Below are 24,394 nucleotides of genomic sequence, written 5' to 3'. Positions count from 1 at the left end.
TGTTATTTTTGAACAAATTTAAACTCTTATTTGTTGAAAAACAACTGCATTGTATCGTACATTTTTTTAGGAGTTATAATTCTTCTTCTTTCCGCTTGTAATGCTATAAAACATGTAAATGAAGGTGAGCACTTGCTCAAAAAAAACACCATCAAAGTCAATGACAAAAAAAATATTGATGATGAGGTAAACACCTATTTAATGCAACGGCCAAACAGTTTGGTTTTAGGAATTCCTGTCTCTTTAAATTTCTACAATCTTGGAAGCAAGAATTTTCTGCACCCATATGAGATTTGGAGAGATTCATTTCCAAAACGTCATCGGTCCTTTTCAAAGGCTTTTTCAGAAAAACAATCGCGAGGATATCGAAACTTTAAAAACAGCATAAATGAATGGTTTTTTAGAAGTGGAGAAGCGCCTGTTGTTTTAGACACTTTAAAAACAGTGGAGACCGCAAAAAATTTACGTGACTATTTTCAGAGTGAAGGATATTTTCGAGCAACAGTAGATTACAAAGAAACTTTTAAAAGTAAGAAACGTGTTACCGTAGAATATAACGTAAACACAGGTAAAGCATACAAAATAGATAGTATTTCTAAAAACATAAGAACTCCTATTCTCGATTCTATTTATGAGAAAAACAGCAATGCTTCATTAATTAAAAAAGGAAATCAATTTCGATTCAAAGATTTTGAAAATGAAGCGGATAGATTAACTTCAATTTATAGAAACACTGGAATTTATCATTTTAATAGAAATACAATTCATTTTGACGCAGATTCTTCTTTAGTTCCCTTCAAAGCAAATATTCATTTAAACATAAATAATCGACTTATTGAAGAGAATGATAGTATTTATTCGACTCCTTTTCGTGTTCAAAAAATATCAAAAATCGATGTTTATACTGATTACTCTTTTAGCCGAAAAAATGATCCATATAACGCAACAGACACTTACAATAAATATACGTTCCATGCACATGATGAAATTAAATACAACTCCAAACTTTTAACAAATAGTATTTTTATATACCCAGATAGTATTTACAAAGATGAAGATCGAGATTTGACAAGAAAAAACTTAAGAGGCCTCAAAAATTTTAGACTAGTAGATATAAAATATACAGAGTTAAATCAAGACAGTTTAGCTGCTCAAATATTTTTAACACCTTATAAGAAATACTCTTTTGCTGTTAACACTGAATTGTCACATTCAAACATTAAACAAATGGGTGTGTCAGGTAAAGTTTCTATTATGAATCGAAACATTTTTAGAGGGGCCGAGATTTTAAATTTTTCTTTACAAGGTTCATTCTTTAATTCTACTGATGTTGCAGACCAAGACAAAAATATTTTCTTTAATGCATGGGAATTTGGAGGTGATGTCTCTTTAGAAATTCCAAGAATACTGTTTCCTATTAATACTACCAAAATAATTCCTAAAAACATGGCACCTAAAACTAATTTCACTTTAGGTACTAGTTTTCAAAAAAACATTGGCTTAGACAAACAATTATTTACAGGCATCATAGGGTATAACTGGCAGTCTAGCAAAAAAATAAGACATCGTTTTGAATTAATAAATGCGCAGTTTATTAAAAATCTAAATCCAGAATCGTATTTCGAGATTTATACTTCTGAGTATAACGATTTGATTGATGTTTCTGAATCCATGTCAGAAACTATTACAATCCCTCCTGAAATGTATGATGATAACGGAAATTTAATTCCGCTTGATTTCATTGACTATATGCTAGACCCAAGTAACAACTTTGAATCTAGCCATCCAAACGAGTATGGAGATACACAGAACATAGATAGCAAGTACAATATTATTACAGAAAATGTTTTGGTCCCTGCAATTACCTATGAATTCACCTATAACAATCGAGAAGATTACAAGGACACTGACTTCTCTTTTTTCAGAGTGCGCCTTGCATCGGCCGGAGCACTTACAACTCAATTTGCAAAAGAAACACCTGAAAGTTCTAACAAGGAATTATTTGGAATTCCGATTGCGCAATACTTAAAAGGAGATTTTGAATACAAGAAATTTTGGGGGATGGGAGACGAAAACACGCTTGCCTACCGTGCTTTTTTAGGAGTTGCTGTTCCTTATGGAAACTCCTCAACCATTCCATTTAATCGAAGTTATTTTATTGGTGGAGCAAATGATTTACGTGCTTGGAAAATTTATGATTTAGGTCCAGGCTCAACTGAAAACGACTTAGAATACAACGTTGGAACGCTGAAATTCTTAACAAGTTTAGAATATAGATTTAATATCCTTAACAGTTTCAAAGGTGCCATTTTTGCTGATGCTGGAAACATTTGGGACATTACCAATTCTGAACTTATTGAAGAGGAAGGTAAATTCACTGGAATTAGTTCTTTAACAGACATAGCCTTAGGAACTGGGTTCGGAGTACGTTATGATTTTAATTTCTTAGTGGTTCGTTTAGATTTAGGCTTTAAAACTTACGAACCCTATTTAGCCAAGGGTAAGAAATGGTTTACGAACTACAACTTTAACCATTCGGTATTCAATTTTGGAATCAACTATCCTTTTTAAATTGGCAAATATGCCACCCTTATTCTATCGAATTTCAATTTTAAATTCCGCTTTTTTCATAATTTCGTTTTTTTATCCAATTACACTTTAACAAATAGTTAAATAAGTAAGAATCACGTTTAATTTAGTAAATTTGCAACTCAATTTAATAAACTATCAATATGAGTTACAATATTAAACCTGGAGTTGCCACAGGAAATGAGGTGCAAGAAATTTTCAAACTTGCAAAAGATAAGAACTTCGCAATACCTGCGGTAAACGTAATTGGATCAAATACAATTAATGCAGTATTAGAAACTGCTAAAGAATTAAATGCCCCAGTTATCATCCAGTTTTCTAATGGTGGAGCACAATTTAATGCCGGTAAAGGACTATCTAACGATGGACAAAAAGCGGCAATTGCTGGTGGTATTGCAGGAGCAAAACACATCCATTTAATGGCGGAAGCCTATGGTGTACCAGTTATTTTACATACTGACCATTGTGCTAAAAAATTATTGCCTTGGATCGATGGTTTATTAGATGCTAGTGAAAAACATTTTGCTGAAACTGGAAAACCATTGTACAGTTCTCATATGATCGACTTATCTGAAGAGCCAATAGAAGAGAATATTGAAATTTGTAAAGAATATTTAGCTCGTATGAGCAAAATGGGAATGACTTTAGAAATTGAATTAGGTATTACAGGAGGAGAAGAAGATGGTGTTGACAATTCTGATGTTGATGTTTCTAAATTATACACACAACCAGAAGAAGTTGCATATGCATATGAAGAATTGCTAAAAGTAAGCCCACAATTTACAATTGCCGCTGCATTTGGAAACGTACACGGTGTATACAAGCCAGGTAACGTAAAATTAACTCCAAAGATCTTAAAGAATTCTCAGGAGTATATTTCTGAAAAATATAATGTTGCTCCAAACACTATTGATTTTGTATTCCATGGTGGATCGGGATCAACTGTTGAGGAGATTAGAGAAGCAATTGGATACGGAACTATTAAAATGAATATAGATACCGATTTACAATGGGGTTTTGCTACAGGTATTAGAGATTTCTTTGGTAAAAATGCTGAGTATTTAAAAGCTCAAATCGGAAACCCAGAAGGTGCTGATGCTCCAAACAAGAAATATTATGATCCTCGTAATTGGCTGCGCCAAGGAGAGTTGACTTTTAAAGCGCGTTTAAAACAAGCATTTGAAGACTTAAACAATATAGATACCTTATAAGAAGTTATAAACTTCATTTAAAACAATTTTATAAAGAGAAACTATTTGTAGTTTCTCTTTATTTTTTTAGTAAATTGCCCCTCTATTTTAAACTTTAAAATCCTACTATATGTCATCTTGGTTTAAACGTAAAGACAAAGGAATTCAAACTCCGACTGAAGAGAAAAAGGATGTTCCTAAAGGCCTGTGGCACAAAACGCCTAGTGGTAAAATTGTTGATGCAGACGAATTAAAGCAGAATTTTTATGTTAGTCCAGAAGACGGATATCATACAAGAATTGGGAGTAAAGAGTATTTTGAATTGTTGTTTGACAACAACGAGTTTAAGGAATTAGACGCGAAAATGACCTCAAAGGATCCTTTAAAGTTTACAGATTCTAAAAACTACCCAGACAGATTAAAAGCAGCACAGGCGAAAACCAAGTTAAAAGATGCTGTAAGAACAGCAGTGGGAAAATCATTCGGTAATGAGTTAGTTGTTGCTGCGATGGATTTTGCTTTTATTGGTGGTTCTATGGGAAGTGTTGTTGGTGAAAAAATAGCACGAGCTGCAGATTATTCATTAAAAAATAATATCCCGTTTATGATCATTTCAAAATCGGGTGGAGCAAGAATGATGGAGGCTGCACTTTCGCTAATGCAATTGGCAAAAACTTCTGCAAAATTAGCGCAATTAGCTGATGCGGGAATTCCATATATTTCATTATGTACAGATCCAACAACAGGAGGTACTACGGCTTCATTTGCAATGTTAGGAGACATTAATATTTCTGAGCCTGGAGCTTTAATCGGGTTTGCTGGACCACGCGTAGTTAGAGACACTACAGGTAAAGAGTTGCCAGAAGGATTCCAAACAGCAGAATTTTTGTTAGAACATGGTTTCCTTGATAAAATTGTTGAGCGTAAAGATCTAAAGAAAGAAGTCAACCTTTATATTGATTTAATTTTAAATCAACCTATAAGATCTTAGAATGCGAAACAGTCGGATTTTCATTTTACTTTTATTAACTTTTTTGATTAATGCCTGTAAAACACAAAAACCTGAAGTAATCGCTGTAAAGGAAATACCTTATTTTACATTTTACACCTTAAATTCAGAACGTTTTACAAAAGACAGTTTTGATAAAAAACGCACAAAACTTATTTTGTATTTCAATTCGGAATGCGACCACTGCGCAAAACAAGCCAAGTGGTTACGGAAAGAAATAGATTTATTTTCTGATTTAGAACTTACATTTATTTCGTTTGAAGAAATGAGTGCTATTAAAGCATTTAGAGATAAACATGATTTTACTCAACCAAACATAACCTTTTTACAAGATGCGCGTCTAACGTTCGCTAATAAGTTTGGTGTTGGTGAATTCCCAAGTATATTACTCTACTCAAAAAAAGGTAAATTAATCCATAAGTTTGAAGGAGAAACGAGAGTAGAAAACATTATACCATATATGCAATAAAATAAGGTGGAGCAAACGCTCCACCTTATCTTTTTCATAACAACAATTTACACCTAATTTAATCTCTTTTTGGAAGTGTTACTTCAATTACAGTTCCATCATCTAAGGTCAAAGTTGCCATATTATCGCACTCACCTTCTCCAAAATCTAACACTCCATGCCTATCATTCTTCGTTAAATCTATAGATCCGCTAATTATAAACCTACACTCTAAATTTCTAATTAATGGATTCACAATTTGAGCCGTAATCTCCGTTCCATTTTTTCTTACAGTATTCCAATTACCTGTTGTAGAATAAACATTATCACTCCAAATCCAAGTATCCGAACCTGCAATCATTTCTCTCACTTTCTCTCCTACTCTAGAAGCCGTATCACCATTATCCCAAGTAACCATAATATCAAAAGTACTTGTAGATTGTGGGTTTCCGTTTTCATTTTCTCGAGTTCTAACAATTGTTTTACTTCCCTCAATTAATTTTTTATTCACTCTATACCCATCGAAAGTTACCGTAATTGTTTTAGTTTGTAAATCTGGGTCTTTTTCATAGGTCATCATAATAATTCCTGCAATAAACCTACCGCGTATTTCACAACCTTCACCAAAATCTAAGGTTACAATTTTCATATTTTGTTCTGTTACTACAGTCTTTGTTAAACACTCAGGAAAAAATTCTGGGCCTCCTTTATCAGTTTCACTTTTATCTAATACAGCCTTTGTAGATAGTGCACTTGCTCCTTCAACAAGCACAAAGGCCTGTTCTACATCCACACTAATATCATCCATTGCTGCATCTATTTCTTCAATAGCGGAAACATCTTCTGCTGTCAAACTTTCTTCAAATACTGTTGCAACCTCATCTTCAGTACAACTGATTAATGCGGTTGTTAGCGCTAATGCTAAAATTCCTTTTCTTAATACATTTAATTTCATAATTATAATTTTAGGGGATTACTTAATTTTTTGCTTTCCAATTATAAAACAACTCATTATAAAAAACTCCTACTTCCGGTTTTCATTTTATCTCATTTCTTAAAAATCTAGGGACATAATCATCATTGTTTTTATTTAACTAATAGATTGCCAATCAAAATAATAATAGTATCTTTGCGCCTTGATTCTTCGGACTCAAAAAATTACATAAAAATTATTAAAAATTAATGTTAGCATGTATTTAACAAAAGAAAAAAAAGCAGAGATATTCGCAAAACACGGAGAAACTGCAACAAACACAGGTTCTGCAGAAGGACAAATTGCATTATTCACTTACAGAATTAACCACTTAACTGGGCACTTAAAGAACAATCACAAAGATTTTAACACTGAGCGTTCATTGGTTAAATTAGTAGGTAAAAGAAGAAGTCTTTTAGATTATTTAATGAAGAAAGATATCTTAAGATATCGTGCAATTGTGAAAGAATTAGGATTAAGAAAATAATTCATAAAAAAGAGGCTCTACGCCTCTTTTTTTATTTTTATCCTAACATTTTCAAAAAAAGAAAGTTAAACTTTTCGTTGGCAATAAACACAACACAACTGTTAAAAACCAATAGTTTAATTTAAAATTTAAAAACATTTATGATTCCAAAAGTTTACAAAGAGGTCATAGACCTTGGTGATGGAAGAGAAATTTCTATCGAAACAGGAAAATTAGCAAAGCAAGCACATGGTAGTGTTGTTGTTCAATCTGGAAAATGTATGTTATTATGTACAGTTGTTTCAAATTACAAGCAAGCAGATGTGGATTTTTTACCATTAACGGTAGATTACCGCGAAAAATTTGCTGCAGCGGGTCGTTATCCAGGTGGATTCTTTAAAAGAGAAGCAAGACCAAGTGACGGAGAAGTATTAACAATGCGTTTAGTGGATCGTGTTTTACGTCCATTATTCCCAAAAGATTACCATGCAGAAACGCAGGTTATGATTCAGTTAATGTCTCATGACGAAAATGTAATGCCAGAAGCGATGGCTGGATTAGCAGCATCAGCAGCGATTCAATTATCAGATTTCCCATTTGAATGTGCTATCTCTGAGGCTAGAGTTGGACGTGTAAACGGAGAATTTGTAATAAACCCAACACGTGCTCAATTAGCAGAATCTGATCTTGAAATGATGATTGGAGCTTCAGCAGATTCTGTAATGATGGTTGAAGGTGAAATGGATGAGGTATCTGAAGAAGAAATGGCAGATGCTATCAAATTTGCACACGAAGCTATTAAAGTTCAGATTGCAGCTCAAGAACGTTTGGCGGAAGCAGTAGGTAAAAAAGAAACTCGTGAATACGAAACTGCTGAGGTAAACGAAGAATTACAAAAAAGAATACATGAATTAGCTTATGACAAATGTTACGCTATTGCTAAGAAGGGAACTTCAAAAGCAGAACGTGGTGCTGCATTTGCTGAAGTAAAAGAGGAAGTTAAGGCTTCATTTACTGAAGAAGAGATGGAAGAATTTGGTCATCTTGTTGGAGGTTACTACAGTAAAGCAGAAAAAGAAGCAGTTCGTGAATTAACATTGAGCGAAGGTGTTCGTTTAGATGGACGTAAAACAGATGAAATTAGACCAATTTGGTGTGAAACTAATTATTTGCCATCCACACATGGTTCTTCTGTATTTACGCGTGGAGAAACTCAAGCTTTGGCAACCGTTACTTTAGGTACATCTAGAGATGCTAATAAAATAGACATGCCATCTTACGAAGGAGAAGAGAATTTCTATTTACACTATAACTTCCCTCCTTTCTGTACAGGTGAGGCGAGACCATTAAGAGGAACTTCAAGAAGAGAAGTTGGTCATGGTAACTTGGCTCAACGTGGATTAAAAGGAATGATTCCAGAAGATTGTCCTTACACAGTTCGTGTTGTTTCTGAAGTATTAGAATCTAACGGTTCTTCTTCTATGGCAACTGTTTGTGCTGGTACAATGGCAATGATGGACGCAGGTGTTCAACTTAAGAGACCTGTTTCTGGTATTGCAATGGGGTTAATTTCTGATGGTGATCGTTATGCCGTTTTAAGTGATATATTAGGTGATGAAGATCACTTAGGAGATATGGACTTTAAAGTAACGGGTACTTCTGAAGGAATTACTGCTTGTCAAATGGATATCAAGATTAAAGGATTATCGTACGAAATTTTAGTAAATGCGCTAAAACAAGCACGTGAAGGTCGTTTACATATCTTAGAGAAAATTACTGATACAATCGCTGCTCCTGCTGAGAGCGTTAAAGAACACGCGCCAACTATGGTAACGCGTAGAGTTCCTAACGAATTTATTGGTGCTTTAATTGGTCCAGGTGGAAAAGTAATTCAAGAGATGCAAAAAGAAACTGAAACGACGATCGTTATTAACGAAGATCCAGTTACAGAGGAAGGTATCGTAGAAATTTTAGGTGTAGGAAGCGAAGGTATTAATGCTGTTATGGCAAAAATAGATGCGTTATTATTCAAACCTGAAAAAGGAAGTGTATACGAAGTTAAAGTAATTAAAATGCTTGACTTTGGTGCAGTTGTTGAATATATGGAAGCACCAGGAAACGAAGTGTTATTACACGTGAGTGAATTGGCATGGGAACGCACAGAAAATGTATCTGATGTTGTAAACATGGGAGATGTATTTGATGTTAAGTATTTCGGTTTAGATCCAAGAACACGTAAAGAAAAAGTTTCTAGAAAGGCATTGTTAGAAAAACCAGAAGGTTATGTAGCAAGACCACCTAGAGACAATAACAGAAGCGGAGGTCGTGACAATAGAAGAGACAATCGCGGACGTGATAATAGAAGAGATGATAGAAAAAGAGATTAATAATTTTTTTTATTGACATATTAAAAACCTCAAAATTTATTTTTTGAGGTTTTTTCATTTAAATAAATTTGCACTAGAATCTCTTTCCAATACTTATTCCAGCACGAGGGTAATACTCTTCTATAATATCTGTATTAATAAAATTACGTCCTGCTCCTAGGTATAATTCAACCAAAAAACCATTTTTATTTACGAATTTCCCTCCTATTGCAAATCCAGCACCAAATCCGGTTTCAAATTCTACTGGTGGAGGTGTCCCAAAATAAATCCAAGTTCCATAGTTTATTTCTTCTGAGTAAAATGCCATGTTCCCTTCAATAAAAAAACCACTGGCTTCTTTTTTTCCGAAAAACATTCTGTAATAGGGCGTTATTCCATATTTCCACATACTGTTCTTCTCATTTAATGTATGCATTAATGAAATTCCAAGACTGGAATTTTCATTCAAAATATGCTCATACGCAATATCAATAGTACTTCCAAGAAGATACATTAGATTCAATTTTATTTCATTTCTAACTGTTTTTTCCTTTGTAATTTCAACTTCTTGAGAAAATGATCCTACGCTTATTAATAACAAAAAGAATACAGCAATTTGCGATTTGACTTGGCTCTTAATCGATTTCATAGAGTTTAGTTTTTAGTTAATATTAAACCTTAAGCATTACGAATGACCTTAATACTTCGTATTTTAAAATCATTGAATTCAAAAATAAAATCAATTAATGTTCTCATTATCCTAGAATTTCCATCAAATACAAATTCGGACAATTAACGATTATTTCGGACTAGTCAACTGGCCCTCAATGTTTTTCTCGATAACTAGAAGGCGTTTCTGAAGTGAATTTTTTAAACGCCGAATAAAAAGTAGATTTTGAATTAAAACCACATTCCAAACCAATTGCAACCATAGTATAAGAGGCAAACTCATCATTTGACAGAATTTCTTTTGCCTGTTCAACTCTTAAAGAATTAATAAAATCGGAAAAATTATAATTACTGTAAGAGTTTATTAATTTAGAAAAATGACTTTTACTCATTCCTAATTCATAACTTAACTTCTCCATACTCAATAATGGATCTAAGTAATATTTACTTTCAATAATATACTTTTCTATGACCTCATACTCTTTGATGTGTTTTTTATTTCGTGAATTTGTTTGTCCTTCCGCAAATTCATCATCGAATTTTGGAAATATCAAAACTCCTCCCGCCTCAATAGAATTTCGTAAAAAAATACGATCTTGAACTACATTGTACTTATACACTCCTTGATAAGCAATCCAATACAATAATATTGAATCTCCTAAACGTAATGGATAATAAGCAATCATGCTACCATTTATATTTGAAATAATAACGGCTACAATCCAAAGAATCATTAAAACACTCCCAAATCTAATAAACCACTTTAACCAATTTAAATTATCGTATGCTAAAATTGGAGATACTAAATCATTCTTTTTGAAAATTAATATACTCGCTTTAAAAAAAATGAATAGGCAAAATAAAACATTAAAAATTTCTTCAAAATTTTCGTATTTTTTAATTAAAGCATCGTTTCGGTTCGGTACATAATAGTAAACTGCAGAAATTAAACTTAATCTAAGAATCAATTCAAAAACAAAAACTAGTAAAGTTAATTTTAAAAAATAATTTACTTCTTTTTCTATTCTTAAAAAATGGGTGGAAAATGCATAAAACATCGGAAAAATTAGCAGATACCATGGCAATTGCAACTTACTAATAAAAAAATTAGATGGTATAAAATCATATTCTATAAGCCAGGCTTGTAAATTATTTAATGAAATAAAAAAAACAACTAAATTCAAAAAAACAATTGCTTTTTGAAATTTCTTTTTTACAAAAATGGTAATAAGGATAAATGTAAACCCTTGAACAACACCTGCAATTAAAAAAAAATTGATTACTGAAACAAGATTCATGATAGCAATTTACTAAAAAACTAAGTAATAATTTAAGACTACCAATTTGACCTTAAAACGATATTTTAATATTTTACACTGTTTTTTTGTAACAAAACAATCAACTCTTACGTATATATATTTGACACCTAAAAATTATTAGATGAGACAACTTAAAATTACCAAGCAGGTTACTAATAGAGAAACTGCATCATTAGACAAATATTTACAGGAAATTGGTAAGGTAGATTTAATTACTGCCGATCAAGAAGTAGAATTAGCACAACGGATTAAAGCCGGAGATCAAGTAGCTTTAGAAAAGTTGACAAAAGCCAATTTACGTTTCGTTGTTTCTGTAGCAAAGCAATACCAAAATCAAGGATTAACATTGCCAGATTTGATTAATGAAGGGAATTTAGGTTTAATTAAAGCGGCAAAACGTTTTGACGAAACTCGTGGATTTAAATTTATCTCATATGCTGTTTGGTGGATTCGTCAATCTATCTTACAAGCCTTGGCAGAACAATCTAGAATAGTTCGTTTACCATTAAACAAGATTGGTTCAATTAACAAAATTAATAAAATGTACGCTTTCTTAGAACAAGAAAACGAACGTCCTCCTTCTGCAGAAGAAATTGCTAAGAAATTAGATATGACAATTTCTGATGTAAAAGAATCTATGAAGAATTCTGGACGCCATGTATCTATGGATGCTCCTTTAATTGAAGGTGAGGACTCTAATTTATACGATGTATTAAATACGGGAGAATCTCCAAATCCGGATAGAGTTTTAATGCACGACTCTTTAAAAATCGAGATTATCCGTGCCTTGGAAACATTAACCCCTCGTGAGGCTGATGTTGTTCAATTATACTTTGGTTTAGGAGATGCACACCCAATGACTTTAGAAGAAATTGGAGAAACATTTGATTTAACCCGTGAGCGCGTTCGTCAAATTAAAGAAAAAGCAATTAGAAGACTTAAACATACTTCTAGAAGTAAAATCCTAAAAACATATTTAGGATAATAAAAAAGTAAAACGTTATAGAAAATGCCGAGCAAATTGCTTGGCATTTTTTATTTCAATTTCAATCAAACTTTTATGCACTTTTTAATTTGACTCCCTATCTTTGCAAAACATAAATCTTTTTAATTTTAACACATGACAAAACTAATTGCTCCTTCAGTACTTGCAGCAGACTTTGCAAACATTCAACGTGATATAGAAATGCTGAACACAAGTGAAGCAGATTGGATTCATATTGATGTAATGGACGGTGTTTTTGTACCAAACATTTCGTTTGGAATGCCAGTAATAAAAGCGATGAAACATCATGCTAAAAAAACGATGGATGTGCATTTAATGATTGTAGATCCTGATAGATATATCGAAACATTTAAAAGTGTAGGTGCAGATATTTTAACTGTTCATTATGAAGCCTGCACTCATTTACACCGAACATTACAAGCCATCAAAGCGGCGGGTATGCAAGCTGGAGTAGCGCTAAATCCACATACACCTATCAGCGTCTTAGAAGATGTAATTAAAGACATTGATTTAGTATGTATTATGAGTGTTAATCCTGGTTTTGGCGGACAAAGTTTTATTGAAAATACTTACAAAAAGGTTATTCAATTAAAAGACTTGATTGAAAAATCTGGCGCTTCGACTAAAATTGAAATCGACGGAGGAGTTACGGATAAAAACGCGCATCAACTAGTTGCAGCAGGTGCAGATGTTCTAGTTGCTGGTAGTTTTGTTTTTAAAGCAGAAAATCCAATTGAAACTATTAAAAACCTGAAAGCCTTAGCGAACAGCTAAATTTAAAGTGTTGCAGTATTTAATATAATCGGTTTTACATTTTTAGCATAAGTTCGGCCAATTACATAGCGCATTCCACCTACTTCAACACTATTGCCTTCAATCATATCAATTTTATCTAATGATATTGTAAAGGAGCGATGAATTCGTAAAAATTTATCAACCGGTAAACCATCGGTAAAACTTCCTAAGGTCTGATGAATGATATAATTTTCAGTAGTCGTAATCAGCTTTAAATAATCTTTTAAACATTCTACCACCAACAACTCATCAAGGTAGAGTTTTTTCATCCTTTTCTTTTCTAATTTTATAAAAATAAAAGGCTTATCTAACGTCTCATTTTGTACAGTTTTAGAAACTGACAATATTTTATTTACTTTATTTACAGATTTTACAAATCTTGGAAAACTAATTGGTTTTACTAAGTAATCCAATACATCTAAGTCATAGGTTTCTGCGGCAAATTCTTTATATGCACTTGTTATTATTATTATTGGCCTTTTCTCTAAACTTTTAATAAAACTTAAACCGTCTAAAATGGGCATATTAATATCTAGAAAGATCAAATCAACCGCATTGTCATTCATAAAACTCAAACCATCAATAGCGTTATTAAATGTTTCTAACAACTCGAAATTATCTATTTGATTTAAATAGTTTTTAATAACGTTTACCGCTAAAGGTTCATCATCAATAATTATACATTTAATACTCATTATACTTTTATTTTAAGATTCACAGTAAAGTTGTTGTCTTTATTTTCAATTGCCAAATCAAATTCTTCCTCCTTATACCCTAGTTCCAACCGCTTCTTAACATTATTAAGTCCAATACCACCAGATGCATTCATTTTTTTATTGAAGTCATCTGTATCTGGAATGGGGTTTGAAATGCTAAAATAGAGGAAACTCTGAGTTATATCAAATTCAATTTTTATTTTAACTTTTTCAATCGTTTTACTGACTCCGTGCTTAAATGCATTCTCAACAAAAGACAAAAGTAAAATAGGTGCAATTTTCTTCTCTCCTATTTCTCCTTTTATATTCATTTCAATTTCTAACTTTTCTCCATACCTCAAACGTTCCAAATCCAAATAATTTTGAATACAAACTATCTCATCTTGAAGACTATTTCTTTTTGATTTTGTTTCGTATAAAAGATATCTCATTAATTCGGACAACTTCAATACAACTTGAGGGGTCTTTTTTGAATTCTCCAATGCTAGGGAATAGATATTATTAAGTGTATTAAAAAAGAAATGCGGAGACACTTGAGTTCTTAAAAATAACAACTCTGTTTCTAATTGCATCTTTTCCAAATTTGTAACCCTTCTATGTTCAGCTATCCAATCCATGGTAATTTTAATAGAAGTAACTACTGCAACTACATAAAACTCTCCAATTGACATATCTAAGGCATAATTAGCGGTAAATGTATTTGTTACTTCAGGACCTTCTGGCCAAACATTATGACTTATTAAATAGTATGTTAGATTAAACTTAAGAACAACAACCGCAAGAATTGAGACTACAAGTAAAACTATATATGACAAATATTTTCTTTTAAAAACAAAATTTGGCATTAAATAATAAATATTAAAATACGCCAACATCATGTGTATTGGGAAACCTATCGCTGTTGTTTTTAAAGAATATAAAAAATCATTATGAATACCAGCCCAACGAATTGTATTTAAACTAAAATACAATAGCCAAAATATGGCATGATATCTAAAGGTGATTTTAAATGTTTTTGCAGATTCTAAATTTCTATATTGATCGGTTAATGGCACAGATTTGTTTTTTGTTGAAGTTTAGCAGATACGAACTGCCATACGTCTAAATAAGTTTTACAACTAGGTAAATTTATAAATATTTATAGAACAAACTAAAATTTGCGCAACTGTTGAAAAAATATTTTTCCATTATTTCCATTATTTTTTTAGTTCTGTATTCTTGTTCAAGGTTAAATGAAACAGTTACTGTAAAAAATACAACTCTAACTGACTATGTAAATCCTCTTATTGGGACGGGTGGCCATGGGCATACTTATCCGGGAGCAACAGTTCCCTTTGGTATGATACAACTAAGCCCTGATAATGGCACTTCAGGCTGGGAGTGGTGCTCTGGATACCATTATTCAGATTCTATAACAATCGGATTTAGTCATCTGCATTTAAGTGGAACGGGTATTGGTGATTTGTACGATATTAGACTTATGCCAATTAATAAAAAAGTTGATTTAACAACACCTATTAAATCGCGAGATGATATTCCTTATAAATCTAGTTATACACATACTCAAGAAGTTTCAAAGGCGGGTTATTATAGCATAGATCTCATTAATCACAATATTAAGGCAGAATTGACCACAGACTTAAGAACAGGATTTCATAAATACACCTATGCAGAAAATGACACCCAATCAGTAATTATTGATTTAGGCTTTGCAATAAATTGGGATAGATTGACCGAAAGTGGATTAAAAATTGAAGATAAATTTACTATTTCGGGTTACAGACATAGTACAGGATGGGCAAAAAATCAGAAAGTATTTTTCGTTGCAAAATTTTCAAAATCATTGAAAGAATATGACTTAATTGTTGACAGCAAATACGTTGAAAAAACAAAATCAGTTAAAGGCACAAAAACTGCTGTTCAACTTTTTTTTAACGATGTTAATAATGAAAGTCTTGAAGTTAAAGTTGGACTTTCATCGGTTAGTATAGAAAATGCTCTTGAAAATATGAGCGATCATATGGAACGTTTTGAATTTGATAGAATTAAGAATGAGGCTGAAAAAAAATGGGAACAAAACCTAAGCAAAATTCTTATTGAAACTCCTAATGACTCATTAAAAGAAATATTCTATTCCGCCCTATATCATACTCAAATAGCACCAGTAACTTTTAGCGATAAAAATGGTGCGTTTAGACAAAGTAATGACAGTATTTATAAAACTGACAAATTTGTTACATATTCTTCGCTATCACTTTGGGATACCTTTAGAGCAGAACAGCCATTACTTACCATATTAGATCCTAATCGCGTGTCAGATATTGTAAACTCTATGTTGGTATACTATAACCAAAATAAAACTTTACCTGTTTGGAATTTATATGGAAATGAAACCAATACTATGACGGGCTATCATTCCATACCAGTTATTGCCGAAGCTTCTTTAAAAGGAATCACAGGTTTTGATATTGAAAAGGCTTATTCCGCAATGAAAACAACTATGATGCAGGATGCTCGGGGACTAAGTATCTATAAAGAGTATGGCTATATTCCATATAATTTATTAGATGAATCGGTTACAATTACCTTAGAATATGCCTATAACGACTGGTGTGTGGCACAAATTGCCAAACTATTAAATAAACAAGAAGATTACAAATACTTTTTAAATCGCTCCAAAGCATACAAATACTTGTTTGATCCTGAAACTGGTTTTATGCGAGGTAAAAATGATACAGGTACCGGTTGGCACGAACCTTTTGATCCAAAATTTTCAGCACATAGGGTACATGCAGACTATACCGAAGGAAATGCATGGCAACATAGTTGGTTCGTTTTACACGATACGAATGAACTTATTAAATTACATGGTGGCAATAACAAATTCAGTAATAAATTAGAGCAATTGTTCACTGAATCCTCTGAAATAACAGGCGAAAATGTTTCTGCTGACATTTCTGGTTTAATTGGGCAATACGCGCACGGAAATGAACCAAGCCATCACATAGCTTATATGTTTAATTTTGCTAACCAACCCTGGAGAACCCAATATTGGGTCAGAGAAATTTTAAAATCTCAATACTTTGCTACACCAGATGGGTTAAGTGGAAATGAAGATTGTGGTCAAATGTCTGCTTGGTATGTCTTTAGTTCAATGGGGCTTTATCCTTACAATCCTTCTTCTGGACTTTATCAAATTGGTAGCCCATTATTTGAAAAATCTGTCATTAAAATTTCAGAAAACACTAACTTTACAATCATCGCTGAAAATGTTTCTGATAAAAATAAATACATTCAATCTGCAACCTTGAATAATGTTAATTTTAACCGAACCGTTTTAATGCATCAAGAATTAAAAAACGGAGGCACCCTACATTTTGTAATGGGTGATGCACCCAATAAGAATTGGGGAGTCCATTAATAAACGTTAAGCTAATTAGTTTTATGAAAATTTTCTCTGACAAAGGAAGAATACACTCTATTGAATTGATAACAAACAAGAGCAAAATCAGATTGTCTTGTCTTTTTTTACTTATGATATCAACTCAACTATTCGCGCAAAGTATGAGTGGTATTCTACCAAAATCATACATTGCTAATTACACCACGAACGCTATTAAAATTGATGGTATTGCAAATGAAACGCAATGGAAAGACGCAATTTGGACGGATGAATTTATTGATATAGAAGGTGTAAAAACTCCAAAATATAAAACCAAAGTAAAAATGCTTTGGGATGATGAATATTTTTATTTCTATGCAGAATTAGAAGAGCCTAATATCTGGGGAGATATTACAAAAAGAGATGCCGTAATTTTTTACAATAATGATTTCGAAATTTTTATGGATCCTGATGGAGACTCTCATAATTACATGGAGTTTGAAATGAACGCATTAAACACCGTTTGGGATTTATTCTTAACCAAACCTTATAGAAATGGAAACAAGATTTTAGATAATTGGGATATTAAAGGAATGAAAACCGCTGTTTTTATTGATGGCACCTTAAATGACTCCAGTGATAGAGATACTAAATGGTCAGTTGAAATAGCACTTCCATGGAGTGTTCTTTTGGAGGGCTCTTCTTCTACTTCTATTCCAAAAAACAATTATTGGCGAGTGAATTTCTCAAGAGTTAACTGGGATTTTGACATAAAAGATGGAAAATACTCTAGAAAAAAAGATCCAAAAACAAAAAAACTATTACCAGAATACAATTGGGTTTGGTCGCCCCAAGGTGTTATAAATATGCATGAACCTGAAAAATGGGGCTACGTATTTTTTGCTGAAAATGAAAAACAAAAAAAATCATTTCAATTAACTAATGACGAATATATTAGATTACAACTTTTCGACATTCATAATAATCAGCGAAACTACTACTCAAAAAACAAAAAATGGAATAAGGATTTGTTTCCAAAATCTTTATTAATAAAAGAAACTACTATAAATATTACCACCGAAACAACAAAAACAAGTTATGTGCTTTCGGTGAAAAGCCCCTTTACGAACAAAACCCTATTTATAAACAACGAAGGAAAATTGACTACACATTAAATCATGAAATTTCTAAAACCTATAGTTACTATTGTTGCAATCACATTATTTTCTTGTATAACTGAATCAAAAGTTTTCACAGAAAAAGATATTACTATAATTCCAAAACCTGTTAAGACTGAATTAGGTCAAGGCAATTATATCATCGATAAAAATACTGTTATTGTCACTACTGAAGGAGTAAATAAAAATACAATAACTCCTTTTACAAATCAGTTTAAGATTGTAGCAGGAACTGCATTAAAACAAGTCACTTCAGACAATAAACCATCATCTAACTACATTGAATTATTAATCGACATTTCTTTAGAAAAAGAAGCCTACAAATTACAAGTTACCAAAAATGGAGTTTCGATTTCGGCTAGTGACCATAACGGTTTTGTATATGCCATACAATCTTTACGACAACTTTTACCAACTGAATTCGAAAGTACTTCTATGCAGAATACCTCTTGGATCTTACCTGAAGTTACAATTGAAGATGCTCCAAGGTTCGCATACAGAGGTTTAATGCTCGACGTGTCTAGACATTTTTTCGACAAGGATTATGTCCTTAAAACTATAGATAGATTGGCCTATCATAAAATGAATGTGCTTCACCTTCATTTAGTGGATGATCAAGGTTGGAGAATTGAAATTAAAAAATATCCAAAATTGACCGAAGTAGGTGGATTTAGAGTAGATCAAGAAGATGCTGCTTGGTCAGCAAGAGATGTTAACAAGCCTTCGGACCAAGTGACCTTTGGAGGATTTTACACGCAAGAAGAAATTAAAGAAATTGTGAGCTACGCAACATCCAAGGGAATCGATGTTATTCCAGAAATTGAGATGCCAGCACATGTTATGAGCGCTGTTGCCGCCTACCCAGAATTATCTTGCTTTGAAACTCCGATCGGAGTTCCATCAGGAGGTGTTTGGCCAATTACTGAAATTTACTGTGCTGGAAAAGAATCAACTTTTGATTTTTTAGAAAACGTACTAACCGAAGTAATGGATTTATTTCCTTCAAAATATATCCATATTGGTGGAGATGAAGCAACGAAAACAAACTGGGCTACATGTCCCCATTGCAAAAAAAGAATGAATACTGAAGGGCTACATGATGTTGAGGAATTGCAAAGTTATTTCATTAAACGAATGGAGAAGTTCATCAAAAAGAATGGTCGAAAATTAGTAGGTTGGGATGAAATTATAGAAGGCGGTCTCGCCCCGGATGCAACCGTTATGAGTTGGCGAGGTGTAAAAGGAGGTCTAGAAGCAGCAAAGCAAGGGCATGATGTTATTATGACTCCTGGCACTCATTGTTATTTTGACCATTATCAAGGACCTCAAAACGAAGAACCTGTTGCTTGGGGTGGTTACACCACTTTAAGCAAAGTATATCAATTCAACCCAATTGTGGATTCTATGACAAAAGAAGAAGCGGCACATGTTCTAGGAGGACAAGCAAATTTATGGTCTGAATATGTTCCTTCAAATGAGCATTCGGAATACATGATATTCCCAAGACTTGCGGCAATGTCCGAAGCACTATGGAGTCCTACCGAATCTAGAGATTGGGATGACTTTTCTATAAGAATCGAATCTTTATTTGAACGTTATAAACACCAAGGAATTAATTATGCAGAAAGCGCTTATTTAGTTACTGAAAACACTGAAATAAATATTGAAAATAAAACAGTTCAACTGTTTTTGAAAAATGAATTCCCAGTTTCAGATATTCGTTATAATTTAACGAATGAACCTTTAGATAATTCTGCTATTAAATATACAGAACCTATACAATTAACAAAGACGACCAATATAAAAGCGTCGCTTTATAAAAATGATAAACCAATTGGACGAGAGTTTAATAAAACGATTAAATTTCATGAAGCCGTTGGTAAAAAAGTGACCTATACAGAAGAACCTAACAAACGTTATCAAGGTGTAGGAAACTTTAATATGGTTAATTCGTTAAGGGGTACTAAGAACTTTCATGATGGACAATGGCAAGCGTGGTTAAACAAGGATATGGAGATCGTTATAGACTTAGGAACTAAAATAGATATGAACAAAGTAACAGTTGGGTCTATGGAAAGTCAAGGACCTGGCATTTATTATCCAATTGCCGTAGAAATTTCGATTTCTAATGATGGAAAATCATTTAAAAAAGTTGGTGAAACAAAAAGAGATTTTGTTAAGAGTGGAGATGTTACTCTTAAAGATTTTGTTGTAGAATTCACAAAAACAAATTCTCAATTTGTGCAAATAAAAGCCATTAACTATAGTAATATTGCACCTAATGGTGGTATATTTTTGTTTGTAGATGAAATTTTGATAGAATAATTCCACATAAATAAAACCAAAAGACAAATCTCATTTCAAATTTTACGAAATGAGATTTTTTTTTTAGTCGAACCTTAACCATTAACATTTGGTAATTCATCGAAAAAAGACGTTTAAAAGACCATGTTTTAGTATTTTGAACAAAATTTATCATTGTGCCACAAAAAAAGTTTTCATTTTTAAAATTAGGTCTCTTCTTTTTCATTCCTTTTTGTCTCGTAATTCTCGTGAAAATTGGAAATAATAAAATGAGTTCTTCTGAACCTAGTTATCAGGAATATGCAAGTTCAAATGCATTATCTAAAACAATCGTACCTGATAAAATTGATTATATTTTTGATGTTAAACCAATTCTGTCCGACAGGTGTTACCTATGTCATGGTCCAGATGAAGGTACTAGAGAAGCAGGGCTGAGATTAGACATTAAAGAAAATGCTTTTGGCGCCATTGGAGAAAACTTAGATAGACATGCCATAATTCCTGGCGATTTAGAAAATAGTCAACTAGTGTTTAGGATTAACAATCCGGACCAAGAGAAAATAATGCCACCGGTACATTCTAATCTCACCCTTTCAGATTACGAAAAAAAGGTTTTAACAAAATGGGTAGAACAAGGGGCCGAATGGAAAGATCATTGGGCGTTTATTCCACCAACAAATCCTAACGTTCCGGAAATTGAAAACAACATTTTAGCCGCCAATGAAATTGATAATTTCATAATAAATAAACTATCTCAAAAAGGACTTACTCCTTCTGAAAAGGCAACAAAAGAAAAACTAATTAGACGAGTTTATTTCGATTTAACAGGCCTACCTCCTACGCTTCATGATTTAGATAGTTTTTTACAGGATCAAAGCGAAAGTGCTTATGAAAAAGTTGTTGATAAACTTTTAGCATCTGAAGCATACGGAGAACGCATGACTTCAGAATGGTTGGACGTTGCTCGATACGCAGATACACATGGATATCAAGATGATTTAGAACGTGTAATGTGGCCATGGAGAGATTGGGTAATTCATGCTTATAATAAAAACTTACCGTATGACGAATTTATTAAATGGCAGTTAGCAGGAGATCTATTACCTGAAGCTACGCTCGAGCAAATTGTGGCCACTGGCTTTAACAGAAACCATAAAATAACTCAAGAAGGAGGTGTAATTGATGAGGAATATCGTGTAGAATATGTAATGGATAGAACCAACACCACTGCTAAAGCTTTACTTGGTCTTACCATGGAATGCGCACGTTGTCATGACCATAAGTATGACCCTATTTCTATGGAAGAATTTTATGGGTTCTATTCTTTTTTCAATCAGTTAAAAGAAAAAGGGCAAATTGGTTATAGCGAAATTCCAAAACCTAATATTGAAATTACACCAAAGGAAATTGAAGACGTTCTTTCGTTTATTAAAATGCCAGATTCTATTGAAAAAGTGAATCTTATGGTTATGAAAGAAGATGATGATTTTAAAAGAAAAACGCACATTTTAGGTAGAGGCGTTTACGATAATCCCACTGAAGAAGTTGAATTTTCTACACCGGCTGCTTTATTGGAATTTACCGACGAATATGATAAAAACAGGTTAGGTCTGGCCAATTGGTTCTTTGATGAAAAGAATCCGCTTACGGCTAGAGTGGCAGTGAATAGATTATGGCAACAGATGTTCGGTGTTGGACTTGTTGCGTCTATGGCAGATTTTGGAAATCAAGGTGATCTTCCTTCACATCCAGAATTGTTAGACTGGCTAGCAATAACCTATAGAGAAGATGGATGGGATACGAAGAAAATGTTGAAAAGAATTGCAATGTCTCAAACCTACCAGCAAACATCTAAAACAACTCCAAAACTGCAAACGACCGACCCTAACAATGTTTATTTAGCAAGAAATACTAGGGCAAAATTAACCGCAGAAATGATTCGTGACAATGCGCTTTCTGTTAGTGGATTGTTAGTTGAAAAAGTAGGCGGACCAAGTGTAAAACCCTATCAACCAGAAGGTCTATGGGCTGAAACTACATCAGGTCAAGGGCTTACAAAATACATACCTGACACCGGAGAAAGCTTACACCGAAGAAGTTTATATACGTTTTGGAAGCGTACTGTACCTCCTCCATCTATGACAACTTTTGATGCTGCCAGTAGAGATGACTGCACTGTACAACGTCAAAAAACGAGCACACCATTACAAGCACTTGTAATGTTAAATGACCCTCAATTAATAGAAGCATCTCAAACGTTAGCTGTTGAAATGCTAAACAAAAGTGAACTTTCCGATGAAGAAAGAATTACATCTATTTTCAGAAAAATCACCTCTAGAAACCCTGACAGTTCTGAATTGAATAATTTGATGGAATTTTTAGAAAATTCTGAAAACAACTTTAATCCAGAAACATCGAAAATTGAAACGAGCAACGAAAATATTGCTCCAGAAAAAATATATGGTTTATCAACTTTAACAAGTTTGGTATTTAATTTAGATGAAGCCATCGTAAAAGGATAATTATGGAAGAACATTTAAAGCATCATTTAAATAACAACAGAAGACATTTCTTAAAAAAGGTAGGGTTGGGAATAGGCGGATTGGCTGCTGCTTCTATGATAGACCCTTTTAATATGTTTTCTAAGGAAACTAGTGTTAACCCAACTGGATTAAATCTACCACATTTTGCACCCAAAGCAAAACGTGTAATTTATTTATTTCAAAGTGGCGGACCTTCTCAATTAGATTTATTCGATTATAAACCTATGTTGAATAAAATGAGAGGTCAGGACTTACCAGACTCCATTCGTAAAGGACAGCGATTAACGGGTATGACTTCTGGACAAGAACGATTTCCATTGGTTGGTAGTAATTTTAAATTTAACCAATATGGAGAATCTAGAGCATGGGTAAGTGAAGTTATGCCCTATACTGCTAAAATTGTAGATGAATTGTGTTTTATAAAAACAATGCATACCGAGGCCATCAATCATGACCCGGCAATCACTTTTTTTCAAACAGGATCACAACAATCTGGCAGACCAAGTATCGGTGCATGGATGAGTTATGGTTTAGGTAGTTTAAATGACAATCTTCCAACTTTTTCTGTACTACTTTCTAGAGGTTCTGGTAGACCGTTTGGCCAACCATTATATTCGCGTTTATGGGGGAATGGTTTTTTAAGTTCCCTGCATCAAGGTGTTCAATATAGAGCTGGTAAAGACCCTGTTTTATATTTAAAAGATCCTGAAGGAATGAGCAGAAGTGAACGTCGTAAAATGCTAGATCACCTTAGCGAATTAAATCAAAAACAAGAACAAGAATTTGGCGATCCTGAAATAAATAGTAGAATTGCACAATATGAAATGGCCTATAGAATGCAAACTTCTGTTCCAGAAACCATGAATATTGATGAGGAACCTGATCATATTATTCAAATGTATGGCGCCGACGCTATGATTCCTGGCACCTATGCCGCAAACTGTTTATTAGCAAGAAGATTAATTGAAAAAGACGTTCGTTTTGTTCAGTTATACCACATGGGCTGGGACCAACATGATAATTTGCCAACACAATTAAGTGGGCAAGCAAAAGATGTGGATCAAGCCACTGCTGCTTTAATAATGGATTTAAAACAACGTGGTCTGTTAGATGACACATTGGTTATTTGGGGTGGTGAATTCGGAAGAACTAACTACAGCCAAGGGGCATTAACGGATACAACTTATGGCAGAGACCATCATCCAAGATGCTTTACCATGTTTATGGCCGGTGGTGGAATTAAACCTGGATTTACTTATGGAGAAACAGACGAATTCGGATATAACATTGCAAAAGACCCAATGCATGTTCATGATTTACAAGCAACCTTAATGCACTTAACCGGAATAGATCACACAAAATTCACTTATAAACATCAAGGACGTAGATTCAGACTAACCGATATAGCCGGTCATGTTAACCACGATATTTTAAGTTAACC

The 24,394-nt window shown here is 33.1% G+C and carries 18 protein-coding genes; 13 read left to right on the top strand and 5 right to left on the bottom strand.

Annotated features, from left to right (window positions below; translation table 11 throughout):
- Nucleotides 1–33: 33 nt before the first annotated feature.
- The 4 genes from tamL (at nucleotide 34) to RM519_RS08310 (ending at nucleotide 5,257) form a co-directional block, all read left to right on the top strand.
- Nucleotides 34–2,571, top strand: a complete 2,538-nt coding sequence (gene tamL, locus RM519_RS08325) for a translocation and assembly module lipoprotein TamL (RefSeq protein WP_311593238.1) — start codon at nucleotides 34–36, stop codon at nucleotides 2,569–2,571.
- Between the two features lie 161 nt (nucleotides 2,572–2,732).
- A complete protein-coding gene (gene fbaA / locus RM519_RS08320; RefSeq protein ID WP_311593237.1) occupies nucleotides 2,733–3,800 on the top strand; it encodes a class II fructose-bisphosphate aldolase in 1,068 nt (355 codons plus the stop codon).
- 109 nt (nucleotides 3,801–3,909) lie between these two features.
- Nucleotides 3,910–4,770, top strand: coding sequence for an acetyl-CoA carboxylase, carboxyltransferase subunit beta (gene accD, locus RM519_RS08315; protein ID WP_311593236.1), 861 nt, complete (start codon nucleotides 3,910–3,912; stop codon nucleotides 4,768–4,770).
- A 43-nt stretch (nucleotides 4,771–4,813) separates the two neighbouring features.
- On the top strand, nucleotides 4,814–5,257 hold the full coding sequence (locus RM519_RS08310; protein ID WP_311593235.1) for a peroxiredoxin family protein: 444 nt from the start codon (nucleotides 4,814–4,816) through the stop codon (nucleotides 5,255–5,257).
- Between the two features lie 58 nt (nucleotides 5,258–5,315).
- Here RM519_RS08310 and RM519_RS08305 read toward each other — a convergent pair whose 3' ends face one another.
- Nucleotides 5,316–6,191, bottom strand: a complete 876-nt coding sequence (locus RM519_RS08305; RefSeq protein ID WP_311593233.1) for a hypothetical protein — start codon at nucleotides 6,189–6,191, stop codon at nucleotides 5,316–5,318.
- Between the two features lie 235 nt (nucleotides 6,192–6,426).
- On the opposite strand from RM519_RS08305, the gene rpsO reads away from it, so the two are divergent.
- Entirely contained in the window at nucleotides 6,427–6,696 is a 270-nt protein-coding gene (rpsO, locus tag RM519_RS08300; RefSeq protein ID WP_311593232.1) for a 30S ribosomal protein S15, read from the top strand.
- A gap of 140 nt (nucleotides 6,697–6,836) precedes the next feature.
- A complete protein-coding gene (locus RM519_RS08295) occupies nucleotides 6,837–9,062 on the top strand; it encodes a polyribonucleotide nucleotidyltransferase (protein ID WP_311593231.1) in 2,226 nt (741 codons plus the stop codon).
- Between the two features lie 73 nt (nucleotides 9,063–9,135).
- Here the strand turns inward: RM519_RS08295 and RM519_RS08290 are convergent, their stop codons facing one another.
- Both RM519_RS08290 and RM519_RS08285 read right to left on the bottom strand, forming a co-directional pair.
- Entirely contained in the window at nucleotides 9,136–9,690 is a 555-nt protein-coding gene (locus RM519_RS08290; RefSeq protein ID WP_311593230.1) for a DUF3575 domain-containing protein, read from the bottom strand.
- A gap of 175 nt (nucleotides 9,691–9,865) precedes the next feature.
- On the bottom strand, nucleotides 9,866–11,008 hold the full coding sequence (locus RM519_RS08285) for a helix-turn-helix domain-containing protein (protein ID WP_311593229.1): 1,143 nt from the start codon (nucleotides 11,006–11,008) through the stop codon (nucleotides 9,866–9,868).
- Nucleotides 11,009–11,150: 142 nt separating this feature from the next.
- Here RM519_RS08285 and RM519_RS08280 point away from each other — a divergent pair, with 142 nt between their 5' ends.
- A complete protein-coding gene (locus tag RM519_RS08280; RefSeq protein ID WP_311593228.1) occupies nucleotides 11,151–12,014 on the top strand; it encodes a sigma-70 family RNA polymerase sigma factor in 864 nt (287 codons plus the stop codon).
- A 135-nt stretch (nucleotides 12,015–12,149) separates the two neighbouring features.
- A complete protein-coding gene (gene rpe / locus RM519_RS08275; protein ID WP_311593227.1) occupies nucleotides 12,150–12,809 on the top strand; it encodes a ribulose-phosphate 3-epimerase in 660 nt (219 codons plus the stop codon).
- 2 nt (nucleotides 12,810–12,811) lie between these two features.
- On the opposite strand, the gene RM519_RS08270 is transcribed toward rpe, so the two are convergent.
- Both RM519_RS08270 and RM519_RS08265 read right to left on the bottom strand, forming a co-directional pair.
- A complete protein-coding gene (locus RM519_RS08270; RefSeq protein WP_311593226.1) occupies nucleotides 12,812–13,525 on the bottom strand; it encodes a LytR/AlgR family response regulator transcription factor in 714 nt (237 codons plus the stop codon).
- On the bottom strand, nucleotides 13,525–14,601 hold the full coding sequence (locus tag RM519_RS08265) for a sensor histidine kinase (protein WP_311593225.1): 1,077 nt from the start codon (nucleotides 14,599–14,601) through the stop codon (nucleotides 13,525–13,527). The genes RM519_RS08270 and RM519_RS08265 overlap by 1 nt, the downstream gene beginning before the upstream one ends.
- A gap of 110 nt (nucleotides 14,602–14,711) precedes the next feature.
- Here RM519_RS08265 and RM519_RS08260 point away from each other — a divergent pair, with 110 nt between their 5' ends.
- The 5 genes from RM519_RS08260 (at nucleotide 14,712) to RM519_RS08240 (ending at nucleotide 24,392) form a co-directional block, all read left to right on the top strand.
- Nucleotides 14,712–16,967 (top strand): GH92 family glycosyl hydrolase, encoded by a 2,256-nt coding sequence (locus RM519_RS08260; protein WP_311593308.1) that lies wholly within the window; start codon nucleotides 14,712–14,714, stop codon nucleotides 16,965–16,967.
- A gap of 143 nt (nucleotides 16,968–17,110) precedes the next feature.
- Complete coding sequence (locus RM519_RS08255; RefSeq protein WP_311593224.1) at nucleotides 17,111–18,103, top strand: carbohydrate-binding family 9-like protein; 993 nt, start codon at nucleotides 17,111–17,113, stop codon at nucleotides 18,101–18,103.
- Between the two features lie 3 nt (nucleotides 18,104–18,106).
- Complete coding sequence (locus tag RM519_RS08250; RefSeq protein WP_311593223.1) at nucleotides 18,107–20,431, top strand: family 20 glycosylhydrolase; 2,325 nt, start codon at nucleotides 18,107–18,109, stop codon at nucleotides 20,429–20,431.
- A gap of 248 nt (nucleotides 20,432–20,679) precedes the next feature.
- Nucleotides 20,680–22,932 carry a PSD1 and planctomycete cytochrome C domain-containing protein gene (locus tag RM519_RS08245; protein WP_311593222.1) on the top strand — a complete coding sequence of 751 codons (2,253 nt, stop codon included), beginning with the start codon at nucleotides 20,680–20,682 and terminating at the stop codon, nucleotides 22,930–22,932.
- 2 nt (nucleotides 22,933–22,934) lie between these two features.
- A complete protein-coding gene (locus RM519_RS08240) occupies nucleotides 22,935–24,392 on the top strand; it encodes a DUF1501 domain-containing protein (protein ID WP_311593221.1) in 1,458 nt (485 codons plus the stop codon).
- Nucleotides 24,393–24,394 lie beyond the last annotated feature (2 nt).

Origin of the sequence: Urechidicola vernalis (assembly GCF_031846385.1) — a bacterium.
Classification (GTDB): domain Bacteria; phylum Bacteroidota; class Bacteroidia; order Flavobacteriales; family Flavobacteriaceae; genus Urechidicola; species Urechidicola vernalis.
The sequence above is the reverse complement of the archived record's forward strand: the minus strand, read 5'-3'. Positions and strand labels throughout refer to the sequence as shown.